6 protein-coding genes are annotated in these 12,523 nt (G+C 71.8%); 4 read left to right on the forward strand and 2 right to left on the reverse strand.

The window, feature by feature from the left end:
* Positions 1 to 40: 40 nt before the first annotated feature.
* Positions 41 to 2,473 carry an endopeptidase La gene (gene lon, locus ABGA99_RS32355; protein ID WP_347584036.1) on the reverse strand — a complete coding sequence of 811 codons (2,433 nt, stop codon included), beginning with the start codon at positions 2,471 to 2,473 and terminating at the stop codon, positions 41 to 43.
* A gap of 107 nt (positions 2,474 to 2,580) precedes the next feature.
* On the opposite strand from lon, the gene ABGA99_RS32360 reads away from it, so the two are divergent.
* The 4 genes from ABGA99_RS32360 to ABGA99_RS32375 all read left to right on the forward strand — a co-directional run bounded on the left by ABGA99_RS32360 (position 2,581) and on the right by ABGA99_RS32375 (position 9,435).
* Positions 2,581 to 3,336, forward strand: coding sequence for a spermidine synthase (locus tag ABGA99_RS32360; protein WP_347580321.1), 756 nt, complete (start codon positions 2,581 to 2,583; stop codon positions 3,334 to 3,336).
* 79 nt (positions 3,337 to 3,415) lie between these two features.
* Positions 3,416 to 4,165, forward strand: a complete 750-nt coding sequence (locus tag ABGA99_RS32365; RefSeq protein ID WP_347580320.1) for a response regulator transcription factor — start codon at positions 3,416 to 3,418, stop codon at positions 4,163 to 4,165.
* A complete protein-coding gene (locus ABGA99_RS32370; RefSeq protein ID WP_347580319.1) occupies positions 4,162 to 5,292 on the forward strand; it encodes a HAMP domain-containing sensor histidine kinase in 1,131 nt (376 codons plus the stop codon). Before ABGA99_RS32365 ends, ABGA99_RS32370 begins: the two co-directional genes overlap by 4 nt.
* 303 nt (positions 5,293 to 5,595) lie before the next feature.
* Positions 5,596 to 9,435 carry a multifunctional oxoglutarate decarboxylase/oxoglutarate dehydrogenase thiamine pyrophosphate-binding subunit/dihydrolipoyllysine-residue succinyltransferase subunit gene (locus tag ABGA99_RS32375; RefSeq protein ID WP_347580318.1) on the forward strand — a complete coding sequence of 1,280 codons (3,840 nt, stop codon included), beginning with the start codon at positions 5,596 to 5,598 and terminating at the stop codon, positions 9,433 to 9,435.
* A gap of 113 nt (positions 9,436 to 9,548) precedes the next feature.
* Here the strand turns inward: ABGA99_RS32375 and fxsT are convergent, their stop codons facing one another.
* Positions 9,549 to 12,515 carry an FxSxx-COOH system tetratricopeptide repeat protein gene (gene fxsT / locus ABGA99_RS32380; RefSeq protein ID WP_347580317.1) on the reverse strand — a complete coding sequence of 989 codons (2,967 nt, stop codon included), beginning with the start codon at positions 12,513 to 12,515 and terminating at the stop codon, positions 9,549 to 9,551.
* Positions 12,516 to 12,523 lie beyond the last annotated feature (8 nt).

The following is a 12,523-nucleotide window of genomic DNA, read 5'->3' on the forward strand; positions in this document are numbered from 1 at the left end:
GGGAGGGGCCGTGTTCGAGGGACGGAGGCGGCGGTGCGGGTCAGGCGGCCACCGGGACCTCCGGGTCCGCGGTCGGCGACGCGGCGCCGGCCGGGGTCAGGGCCAGGTCCAGGACGTGGCGGACGTCGGAGACCGGGTGGACCTCCAGCTTCTCCAGCACCTCCGCCGGGACGTCGTCCAGGTCCGGCTCGTTCCGCTTCGGGATGATCACCGTGGTGACCCCCGCCCGGTGCGCCGCCAGCAGCTTCTGCTTCACGCCGCCGATCGGCAGCACCCGGCCCGTCAGCGACACCTCACCGGTCATCGCCACGTCCGTACGCACCTGCCGGCCGCTCAGCAGAGACGCCAGCGCCGTCGTCATCGTGATGCCCGCGCTCGGCCCGTCCTTCGGGACCGCGCCCGCCGGCACGTGCAGGTGGATGCCCCGGTCCTTCAGGTCGCCCACCGGCAGTTCCAGCTCCGCGCCGCGCGAGCGCAGGAAGGAGAGCGCGATGTGCGCCGACTCCTTCATCACGTCGCCGAGCTGTCCCGTCAGGGTCAGTCCGGAGGCGCCCGACTCGGGGTCGGCCAGCGACGCCTCGATGTACAGGACGTCGCCGCCGGCGCCCGTCACCGCCAGGCCCGTCGCCACGCCCGGAACCGCCGTGCGGCGCTCCGCGGGGTCGGTGGCGGACTCCGGGGTGTGGTGCGGACGGCCGATCAGCGGGCGGAGTGCGTCGACGCCGACCGCGTACGGCAGCTTCGCGTCGCCCAGTTCGTGCTGCGCCGCGATCTTGCGCAGCAGCCGGGCGAGGGCGCGCTCCAGGTTCCGTACGCCCGCCTCGCGGGTGTACTCGCCGGCCAGCTTCCGCAGCGCGTCGTCCTCGAAGGTGACCTCGCCGGCCTCCAGACCCGCGCGCTCCAGCTGCCGTGGCAGCAGGTGGTCGCGGGCGATGGTGACCTTCTCGTCCTCGGTGTAGCCGTCGAGGCGGACCAGTTCCATCCGGTCCAGCAGCGCCTCGGGGATGGCTTCGAGGACGTTCGCGGTGGCCAGGAAGACCACGTCGGACAGGTCCAGCTCGACTTCCAGGTAGTGATCGCGGAACGTGTGGTTCTGCGCCGGGTCCAGGACTTCGAGCAGGGCCGCGGCGGGGTCGCCGCGGAAGTCCGAGCCGACCTTGTCGATCTCGTCCAGCAGGACGACCGGGTTCATCGAACCGGCCTCCTTGACGGCCCGTACGACGCGGCCGGGCAGCGCGCCGACGTACGTACGCCGGTGGCCGCGGATCTCCGCCTCGTCCCGGACGCCGCCGAGCGCGACCCGGACGAACTTGCGTCCCATGGCACGCGCCACGGACTCGCCCAGCGACGTCTTGCCGACGCCGGGCGGGCCGACGAGCGCGAGCACGGCGCCGCCGCGCCGGCCGCCGACGAGGCCCAGGCCCCGCTCCGCGCGACGCTTGCGCACCGCCAGGTACTCGGTGATGCGCTCCTTGACGTCCTCCAGGCCCGCGTGGTCGGCGTCCAGGATCTCCTTGGCGCCGGTGATGTCGTACGCGTCCTTCGTACGCTCGGTCCACGGCATCTCCAGGACCGTGTCGAGCCACGTCCTGATCCAGCCGCCCTCGGGCGAGGCGTCGGAGGTGCGCTCCAGCTTGTCGACCTCCTTCAGGGCCGCCTCGCGGACCTTCCCGGGCAGGTCGGCGGCCTCGACCCGGGCGCGGTAGTCGTCGGACTCCTCGCCCTCGGGCTCGCCGTTCAGCTCGCGCAGCTCCTTGCGCACGGCCTCCAGCTGGCGCCGCAGCAGGAACTCGCGCTGCTGCTTGTCGACGCCCTCCTGGACGTCCTTGGCGATGGACTCGGCGACGTCCTGCTCCGCCAGGTGCTCCTTGAGCCACTGCGTGGCCAGCTTGAGCCGGGCCACCGGGTCGGCGGTCTCCAGCAGCTCCACGCGCTGCTCGATGGTCAGGAACGGCGAGTAGCCGGAGTTGTCGGCGAGCTGGCCGACGTCGTCGATCTGCTGCACACGGTCCACGACCTGCCAGGCACCGCGCTTGCGCAGCCAGTCGGTCGCGACCGCCTTGTACTCCTTCGTCAGCTCCGTGACGGCGCCGGGAACGGGGTCGGGTACGGACTCCTCGATCTCCGTGCCCTCCACCCACAGCGCGGCGCCGGGGCCCGTGGTGCCGGCGCCGATACGGATCCGGGCGACGCCGCGGATCAGCGCACCGGGGTCGCCGTCGGCCAGCCGGCCGACCTGCTCGACGCGGCCGAGGACGCCGGTGCCCACGTACGTGCCGTCGACCCGCGGGACGAGCAGCACCCTTGGCTTGCGTCCGCTGTCGCGTGCCGCGGCCTGCGCGGCCTCGACCGCGGCCCGTACCTCGCGGTCCGAGAGGTCGAGCGGCACGACCATGCCGGGGAGCACGACCTCGTCATCGAGCGGCAGGACGGGCAGTTCCAGCGGCGTGTTCGAGCCGGACTCAGTAGCCATTGATCTCCCCTTCGGCATGCAAGTTGAGTTACATGCGCTCAACCCGGAGGGGTGCCGGGATGTTCCCGGGCCTCTGTTCGCTGTGAGCGATCGGGCAGGATGGGGCCATGAGCAGCGAGAACGACGCGGCGAGCGCGGTGACGCTCGACCGCAGGTCCGGTCCGTACGGGGAGGTCGTGCTGCGCCGGCGCGGTGCGCACCACGAGATCATCGCCAACGGCGTCTTCCTCATGGACACCTCCGACGGCCGCTCCGAGCGGCTGCTGATCCGGGCCGCGGCCGAGGCGCTGGACCCCGCGACGGCGGCACCGGCGGTGCTGATCGGCGGGCTGGGCGTGGGCTTCTCGCTCGCCGAGGCGGCGGCGGACCCGCGCTGGGGACGGATCACGGTGGTCGAGCGCGAGCCGGCGGTGATCGAGTGGCACACCGGACCCGCGGCCGGCCCTGCTGTCGGCGCCGCGCCTCTCACGTGCCTCAGCGGCGCGGCCCTCGCCGACCCCCGCGTCGGACTCGTCGAGGCCGACCTCCTCGACCACCTCGCCATGGCCCCCCACCGCTACGACGCCGTCTGCCTCGACATCGACAACGGCCCCGACTGGACCGTCACCGAGGGCAACTCCGGTCTCTACGCCCCCGCCGGCCTCGCCGCCTGCCGCGACCGCCTCACCCCCGGCGGCGTCCTCGCCGTCTGGTCCGCCCGACCCTCCCCCGACTTCGAGGCCGCCCTCCGCACCGCCGGCTTCACGGACGTACGCACCGAGGAGATCCCCGTACGCCGCGGCGCCCCCGACGCCGTCCACCTCGCCGTCCGCCCGCCGGACGGCGCGCGGGGAACGCGGGCGGGGGCTCCCCGTTCCCCGTAGCCGAGGCGTGTCACCTCCCCATACGCTGCTAGCTGAACCGGAGGGCCTACGGGGAAGAGACGGCGAGGGCCACGAACACATGGCAGACAGACAAGCCCTGAACGGCCGCGCCGACCACGCGGCCGCAGTGACGCCCGGTGCCCAGCGCAGGGTGCTGGTCGTCGAGGACGACCCGACCATCGGGCAGGCGATATCGGCGCGGCTGCGCGCCGAGGGCTTCCAGGTACGTACGGCAGGCGACGGCCCGGCCGCGGTGGCGACCGCCGCGGAGTGGGCACCCGACCTGCTCGTGCTCGACGTGATGCTGCCCGGTTTCGACGGGCTGGAGGTGTGCCGCCGGGTGCAGGCCCAGCGGCTCGTGCCGGTGCTGATGCTGACCGCGCGGGACGACGAGACGGACATGCTCGTCGGCCTCGGCGTCGGCGCCGACGACTACATGACCAAACCCTTCTCCATGCGCGAGCTGGCCGCGCGGGTGCACGTGCTGCTGCGCCGCGTGGAGCGCGCCACGCTGGCGGCGGGCACCGCCCGGGACGACACGCTGCGCCTGGGCGAGCTGGAGATCGACCACACCGAACGGCGGGTGCGGGTCGGCGGGGACGACGTCCATCTGACGCCGACGGAGTTCGAGCTGCTGGCCTGTCTGGCCAACCAGCCGCGGGCGGTGCTCTCCCGCGAGCAGCTCCTGGTGGAGGTCTGGGAGTGGGAGGACGCCTCGGGGACGCGGACGGTCGACAGCCACATCAAGGCGCTGCGCCGCAAGATAGGCGCGGAGCGGATCCGTACGGTGCACGGCGTGGGGTACGCGCTGGAGACCCCCGTCACATGACGGTGCCGGACGGCGGCGCGGAGCCCGGCTTCTGGCACCGGGTGTGGGACGCGCTGCGCCCGCTGGACCCGGTGCGGTCGGTGAACGCGGCACTGGGCGCCCTGGTCATCGGCTCGGTGGTGATCGCCACCGGTCTGGTGTGGGTGGCGATCCGCTCCTCCACCGAGGTCCGGCTGATCACGGTCTTCTCGCTCATCGCCTCGCTGCTGATCACCCAGTTCGTGGGCCAGCGGCTGACGTCGCCGCTGGTGCAGATGACCGCGGTCACCCGCGCCATGGCGCACGGCGACTACACCGCCCGGCTGGCCACCCGCCGCCGGGACGAGTTCGGCGAGCTGGCCCAGACGTTCAACCGGATGGCGGCCGACCTGCAGTCCGTCGACCGGCACCGCAAAGAGCTGGTCGCCAACGTCTCGCACGAGCTGCGCACCCCGATCGCCGCCCTGCGCGCGGTGCTGGAGAACGTGGTGGACGGCGTCTCCGAGGCCGACCCCGACACGATGCGCACGGCGCTGCGCCAGACGGAGCGGCTGGGCCGGCTGGTGGAGCAGCTCCTCGACCTGTCGCGGATCGACAGCGGGGTGGTGCCGCTGCGGCTGCGGCGGTTCGCGGTGGAGCCGTATCTCGCGGGTGTGCTGAAGGAGGCGCACTTCGGCAGCGGCGCCCACGGCGCGGCCGGCGCCCCGGAGCCGGCCGGCGACGTGCCCGGCCCCCGCGGGCGCGGCGACGTGAGGCTGCACCTGGACGTCTCGCCGCCCGAGCTCGCGGTACGGGCCGACCCCGAGCGGCTGCACCAGGTGATGGCGAACCTGATCGACAACGCCGTGAAGCACAGCCCGTCCGGCGGCCGGGTCACCGTGCGCGCCCGCGCCGGGGCGCAGCCGGACGCGCTGGAGGTGGAGGTGCTCGACGAGGGCCCCGGCATCCCGGCCGCCGAGCGGCACCGGGTCTTCGAGCGCTTCAACCGCGGCCGGGAGAACGGGGTGCTCGGCGACCACGGGGCGGACGGCGGCGGCACCGGGCTGGGGCTCGCCATCGCACGCTGGGCGGTGGATCTGCACGGCGGCCGGATCGGGGTGGCCGAATCACCCCGTGGCTGCCGGATCAAGCTCACCCTTCCGGGTTAACGCTCGTTCGGGACTTGACCTACACTTGACCTTGGCCGAGTGCGGTAACGGATCCGCAACGGCGGCAGAGCAGCCGGTGAACGGACCGGAACGAGGACGGGACGCGGCGCCACCGCCTCGATGCCCCCATGCCGCACGCAGGCAAACTCAGTTTGTTTCCCGCCAAATCCGGGGCCCAAACCACGTTCGCATTGTGACTTACGCGACCTCCGGCGGGTGCGGCCTGCACGTACCAGCTCCAGGGGCGTAGCCTTGTTTTCCGCTGTCCATCACCTTGTGAAGCGGAAGAGGGCGGTTGCCGCCGTGTCGTCACAGTCCCCTAAGAGCAGCTCGTCGAGCGTCCGTACCGAAGAGCCCAGCCAGGGCCGGGACCCTGCTGCCGCCTTCGGTCCCAACGAGTGGCTCGTCGACGAGATCTACCAGCAGTACCTCCAGGACCCCAACTCGGTGGACCGGGCCTGGTGGGACTTCTTCGCCGACTACAAGCCGGGCACCGCCGGCCAGAACCAGGGGGCGGCGACGCAGACGGCTCAGCCCGCGACCGCCGCACCCCCGGCTCCCGCCGCGCAGGCGGCCCCGGCCGCAGCTCCGGCCCCGGCCGCGCCGCCGCAGCAGGCCCCCGCGCCCGCCGCGCCGCCCGCCGTCGACGGCCGGCCCGTGGCCCGGCCGCCGGCCAAGCCCGCGGCGGCCGCGCCCGCCCCGCCGGCGGCGAAGCCCGCGGCCAGGCCGGCCGCGAAGCCCGCCGCCGCGGCGCCCGCCGCCGCACCCGAGGGCCCCGAGCTGGTCACCCTCCGGGGCCCCGCCGCCGCCGTCGCGAAGAACATGAACGCCTCGCTGGAGCTGCCGACGGCCACCTCGGTCCGCGCGGTCCCGGTGAAGCTGCTCTTCGACAACCGCATCGTCATCAACAACCACCTGAAGCGCGCCCGCGGCGGGAAGGTCTCCTTCACGCACCTCATCGGGTACGCGATGGTGCAGGCGATGAAGCTGATGCCGTCGATGAACCACTCCTTCGCCGAGAAGGACGGCAAGCCCACCCTGGTCAAGCCCGAGCACGTCAACCTCGGCCTGGCCATCGACCTGGTCAAGCCCAACGGCGACCGCCAGCTCGTCGTCGCGGCCATCAGGAAGGCCGAGACGCTCAACTTCTTCGAGTTCTGGCAGGCGTACGAGGACATCGTCCGCCGCGCCCGGTCCAACAAGCTCACGATGGACGACTTCACCGGGGTGACGTGCTCGCTCACCAACCCCGGCGGCATCGGCACCGTGCACTCCGTGCCGCGGCTGATGCCCGGCCAGTCCATGATCCTCGGCGTCGGCGCGATGGACTACCCCGCCGAGTTCCAGGGCACCTCCCAGGACACCCTGAACAAGCTGGGCGTCTCCAAGGTCATGACGCTCACGTCGACGTACGACCACCGCGTCATCCAGGGCGCCGCCTCCGGCGAGTTCCTGCGGATCATGAACCAGTTGCTGCTGGGCGAGAACGACTTCTACGACGAGGTCTTCAAGTCCCTGCGCATCCCGTACGAGCCGGTCCGCTGGCTGCGCGACATCGACGCCAGCCACGACGACGACGTCACCAAGGCCGCCCGGGTCTTCGACCTGATCCACTCCTACCGGGTCCGCGGCCACGTGATGGCCGACACCGACCCGCTGGAGTACAAGCAGCGCAAGCACCCGGACCTCGACGTCACCGAGCACGGCCTGACGCTCTGGGACCTGGAGCGGGAGTTCGCCGTCGGCGGCTTCGCCGGCAAGGCGATGATGAAGCTGCGCGACATCCTCGGCGTCCTGCGCGACTCGTACTGCCGCACCACCGGCATCGAGTACATGCACATCCAGGATCCGAAGGAGCGCAAGTGGATCCAGGAGCGCGTGGAGCGCCCGCATGACACCCCGGAGCGCGAGGAGCAACTGCGCATCCTGCGCCGGCTGAACGCCGCGGAGGCGTTCGAGACGTTCCTGCAGACGAAGTACGTCGGCCAGAAGCGCTTCTCGCTGGAGGGCGGCGAGTCCGTCATCCCGCTGCTGGACGCGGTCATCGACGCCGCCGCCGAGTCCCGCCTCGACGAGGTCGTCATCGGCATGGCACACCGCGGCCGGCTCAACGTGCTGGCGAACATCGTCGGCAAGTCGTACGCGCAGATCTTCCGCGAGTTCGAGGGCAATCTCGACCCGAAGTCGATGCACGGCTCCGGCGACGTGAAGTACCACCTGGGCACGGAGGGCACCTTCACCGGCCTGGACGGCGAGCAGATCAAGGTCTCGCTCACGGCCAACCCCTCCCACCTGGAGGCCGTCGACCCGGTCCTGGAGGGCGTGGTCCGCGCCAAGCAGGACATCATCGGCAAGGGCGGCACGGACTTCACCGTGCTGCCGCTGGCGCTGCACGGCGACGCCGCGTTCGCCGGCCAGGGCGTCGTGGCCGAGACGCTCAACATGTCGCAGCTGCGCGGCTACCGCTGCGGCGGCACCGTGCACGTCGTCATCAACAACCAGGTCGGCTTCACCGCCCCGCCGGAGTCCGCGCGTTCCTCGATGTACGCCACGGACGTGGCCCGCATGATCGAGGCGCCGATCTTCCACGTCAACGGCGACGACCCCGAGGCCGTCGTGCGCGTCGCGCGGCTGGCCTTCGAGTACCGCCAGGCGTTCAACAAGGACGTGGTCATCGACCTCATCTGCTACCGCCGCCGCGGGCACAACGAGGGCGACAACCCGCAGTTCACCAACCCGCAGATGGTCGAGCTGATCGACAAGAAGCGCTCGGTGCGCAAGCTCTACACCGAGTCGCTGATCGGCCGCGGCGACATCACCATGGAAGAGGCCGAGCAGGCCCTGCAGGACTTCCAGGGCCAGTTGGAGAAGGTCTTCACCGAGGTACGGGACGCCACCGAGACGCCCGCGCCAGCCGAGGTGCCGCCGCACGCGCTGCCCGGCTTCCCGGTGACCGTGGAGACGGCCGTCTCCGAGGAGGTCGTCAAGCGGATCGCCGACTCCCAGGTCAGCCTGCCCGACCAGGTCTCGGTGCACCCGCGGCTGCTGCCGCAGCTGCAGCGCCGGGTGTCGATGGTCGAGGACGACACGATCGACTGGGGCATGGGCGAGACACTCGCGTTCGGCTCGCTGCTGATGGAGGGCACCCCGGTCCGGCTCGCCGGCCAGGACTCCCGCCGCGGCACCTTCGGCCACAGGCACGCGGTGCTCGTCGACCAGAAGACCGGCGAGGACTACACCCCGCTGAACTACCTCGCCCCGGACCAGGCCCGTTACAACGTCTACGACTCGCTGCTCAGCGAGTACGCGGCGATGGGCTTCGAGTACGGCTACTCGCTGGCCCGCCCGGAATCCCTGGTGCTCTGGGAGGCGCAGTTCGGTGACTTCGTCAACGGCGCGCAGACCGTCGTCGACGAGTTCATCTCCTCCGCCGAGCAGAAGTGGGGCCAGTCCTCCGGCGTCGTGCTGCTGCTGCCGCACGGCTACGAGGGCCAGGGCCCGGACCACTCCTCGGCCCGTATCGAGCGGTTCCTGCAGCTCTCCGCGCAGAACAACATGACCGTCGCGATGCCCACCCTGCCGTCGAACTACTTCCACCTGCTGCGCTGGCAGGTCCACAACCCGCACCACAAGCCGCTGGTGGTCTTCACCCCGAAGTCCATGCTGCGGATGAAGGCGGCGGCGTCGCGGACGGACGAGTTCACCTCGGGCGGCTTCCGGCCGGTCATCGGCGACGACTCCGTCGAGCCGGCGGCGGTCCGCAAGGTCGTCTTCTGCTCCGGCAAGATCTACTACGACCTCGACGCCGAGCGGCAGAAGCGCGGCGCCCAGGACACCGCGATCGTCCGGCTGGAGCGGCTGTACCCGCTGCCCGGCGCGGAGATCCAGGCGGAGCTGGCGCGCTACAGCGGCGCTTCGACGTTCGTCTGGGCCCAGGAGGAGCCGGCCAACCAGGGCGCGTGGCCGTTCATCGCGCTCAACCTGGTCGACCACCTGGACCTGATCATCGGCTCCGGGCCGGTGCCGAACGCCGACCGGCTGCGCCGGGTCTCGCGCCCGTCGTCGTCCTCCCCGGCGGTCGGCTCGGCCAAGCGCCACCAGGCCGAGCACGCCCAGTTGATGGCCGACGTCTTCGACCTCTGAGTCCCCGGCGGGGTACGGGCCGGGCCCGTACCCCGCACCGCAACGTGAGAAGGGCCCCGCACGCGCGCGTGCGGGGCCCTTCTCACGTACGGGTGCGAAGCCTCGGCCTCGCGCTACGTCGGCTGCGGCTCGAAGTCCCAGTACGGGCGCTCCCGGCGGCGCGACGCCAGGGTGTGCGGGTGCTCGGCGCCCAGCGTCTCGCTGAGGTTCTGCATCGCCTCCCGCTCCACCTTCTTCGCCTCCTGCGCACGGCGCAGCGACCGCAGGTCGTCCGCGAGCGCCATCATCGCCGACAGCGCCATGGGGTGCCGGGCGCCGAGGACTTCCTTGACGGTGTCCGCCGTCTGCCGGCTCAGCTCCTCGGCGTGGTCGGGGGCGTCCATCCGGTTGCGGGCGGCGGCCGCGTTCAGCGCGCAGCCCAGCGTCCACGGGTGCGCGGGCCCGACGGCGGCGGTCATCCGGGTGAGCGCCAGCTCGGCGATCTCGGAGGCCTCCTGCCAGTCGCCGGTGGGCCAGAGGGCGAGCCCGACGTTGCCGAGGGTGCCGGCGGTGTACGGGTGCTGCTCGCCGAGCATCGCCTCGTACCGCCGGTTGACGGACTCGGCCAGCTCCCGGGCCCGGTGCAGGTCGCGGTGCTCGCGTAGGAAGGTGGCGTAGTCGGCCTCCACCATCAGGGTCTCGGGGTGCCGGGGACCCTGGACCTGGGTGAAGCGCTGGACGACCGACTCCATGAGGGTGTCGGCCTCGGCGAGTCTGCCGAGCCGGCGCAGGCACTGCGCGAGATTGTGCTCGGCGCGCAGCGTCTGCGGGTTGTGCTCGCCCATGATCTGGCGGTGCAGCTCGGCGTTGCGATATTGCCGGGAGTACGCCTCTTCGTACCGGCCGAGCAGGCGGAGCATGAAGGCGTAGCGGGTTCCGGAGGACATGGTCAGGTAGTGCCGGGCGCGCAGCCGCTTCTCCCGGAGCACCACCAGGCCGCGGTGGATCTTCAGCGCCTCCTCATACTGCCCCAGCAGGCCGAGCGCGATGCCGAGGTTGCTGCGCAGGGACATGGTCCTCGGGTGATCCTCGCCCAGCAGGTCGGCGTACTTCTGCCGGGCGTCGTCGAAGAGGTCGCGGGCGGCCTCGAACTCGCCCAGCCCCAACAGCGCGCCGCCCAGGCCGTTTCGGGCCCGGAGCAGGTCCGGATCCTCCTCGTCACGGAGCGGGCTGAGCACGTCCACGAGCCGGCGGCTGGCGGCCTCGGACTCGCGGTAGCGGCCGAGGTTGCGCAGCACCTCGGCGTGGCGGTGCACCAATGTGATCATCGACCGGTGCGTGGAATCGAGCCGGATACTCCAGTGCGACAGGGCGAGCTCGCACAGCTTCAGGCCGGTGCGGTACTCGCCACGCTGGATCAGGTAGTCGATGGAGTGGAGGACCAGTTCCTGCACCGCCGGGTCGGAGCTCTCCATCGCGCCGGCCGGCTCCAGGTGCGGCAGCAGCTCGGCGTACCGTCCCCACTCCCGGGTGTCCGTGGGCCGGCGGGGGTCGGCCGCCGCGAGGATCCGGCACGCCGTCGCCGACATCGCCTCGCGCTCGTCCTCGGGCAGATCACTCCGCAGGAAGCGGTGGTACAGGCGGTGCATTTGAACCTTTTCGACCTCGGTCTCCGTAGAGGGGTCGGACAGGTAGTCGATCGTGACGGCCGTGGACTCCGACAGTTGACGCAGCGCGGAGTGCCAGCTGATGGGGTCGTTGGCCAGATCCGCCAGATACGGCGGCAGCTCGTCGCTCCGCTCGATGATCCGGGAGACCGGGATGCTGTCGGGGGAGAAGAACGCGAGGAGATTGAGCATCGCGGCCGCCGCCGGAGCCTTCTCGCGCATCCCGTTCAGCGTTATCGACCAGCTCGTCAGGAAGCCCATGGGGTAGTCGGAGCCGATGCTGATGCCGACCTTGCCGGGTTCCTTCTCGCGCAGCAGCTCGATGTAGTCGGCCGGTGCCATCGTGCTGGAGTCGAGCCACGCCGCGGTCTGGCTCAGCACCAGCGGCAGGTCCTGCACGGCCTCGGCGAGCCCGTCGGCCTCTGTCTCGGTCAGCCGGGGGGCGCGGCGGCGCGCGAAGGCGGTGCTCTCCGCCCGGGTGAAGTGCGGGACCTCGATCTCCTGGGCGCCACCGCTCACCGCCCAGTCGCGGGTGCGGGTGGTGATCAGCACATGCCCGTCGCCCTCGGGGACGATGTCGTCGAGCAGCTCCATCTCGTCGGCGCTGTCGAAGACCAGCAGCCAGCGGCGGTACGGGCGGCCGGTGCGCAGCGCCTCGCGGACCCGGCGGACCCGGTCGCCGATGTTGCTGCCGACCGGGAGGTTGAGCCGGACGGAGAGGTCGGCGAGCTGCTCGCGGGCCGTCATGCGGTAGTTGGCGTTGACGAACCAGACGACGTCGTAGTCGTTGCCGAACCGGTGGGTGTACTCGATGGCGATCTGGCTCTTGCCGACGCCGGAGATGCCGGACAGCGCGATCCTCGCACCCTGGCCCTGGCTGCCGGAGCCGCTGGCCAGCGTGCCGTGGAGCCTCTCCAGGATGGCGTCACGGCCGGTGAAGCGGTAGTTGCGGCGGGGAGTGTTGAAGACCACCGGCGGATCGTTGGGGAATCGGGGGGCGCGCTCCGGCTCGCGGTCGGGGCGTACCGGGGTGTCCGGGTCCAGGCCGAGCCGGGTGAGGATACGGCGTCTGGCCTCGTCGGTGCCGAGATCCCGAAGGTCCACGGGTGCGAGCGCCGCCGCCGCGGTCGGCATCCCGGTGGCCACGCTGGCGGCGGCGAAGCGGTGTCCGTGCTGCGGGATGACCGTCCGCAGCGCGTCGTTCCACTCGTCCTCGCCGCGCGGGCCGAGACCGAAGAACCAGTCGTCGAGCACCAGCAGGATGCGGTCGGGCGCCTCCAATAACCCCGTCAGCTCGTCGACCAGCGGCCGACCCGGCGCCGGGCTCCAGCGCAGCATCGCGGTGGGAAGTCCGAGCAGTTCGAGCTGATGGGCGATCCAGGCCGCCCACGGGCGGTTGAATCCCGCGTAACTGATGCTGATGGGTTCGGCCATGCGACCGT

It is taken from the genome of Streptomyces sp. B5E4 (assembly GCF_039871555.1).
In the GTDB taxonomy this organism is placed as follows: Bacteria; Actinomycetota; Actinomycetes; order Streptomycetales; family Streptomycetaceae; genus Streptomyces.

Coding starts and splice junctions, on each gene's coding strand:
- lon (WP_347584036.1), bottom strand. CDS start 2,473: ATGGCTACTGAGTCCGGCTCGAACACGCCGCTGGAACTGCCCGTCCTG.
- ABGA99_RS32370 (WP_347580319.1), top strand. CDS start 4,162: ATGACGGTGCCGGACGGCGGCGCGGAGCCCGGCTTCTGGCACCGGGTG.
- ABGA99_RS32360 (WP_347580321.1), top strand. CDS start 2,581: ATGAGCAGCGAGAACGACGCGGCGAGCGCGGTGACGCTCGACCGCAGG.
- ABGA99_RS32365 (WP_347580320.1), top strand. CDS start 3,416: ATGGCAGACAGACAAGCCCTGAACGGCCGCGCCGACCACGCGGCCGCA.
- fxsT (WP_347580317.1), bottom strand. CDS start 12,515: ATGGCCGAACCCATCAGCATCAGTTACGCGGGATTCAACCGCCCGTGG.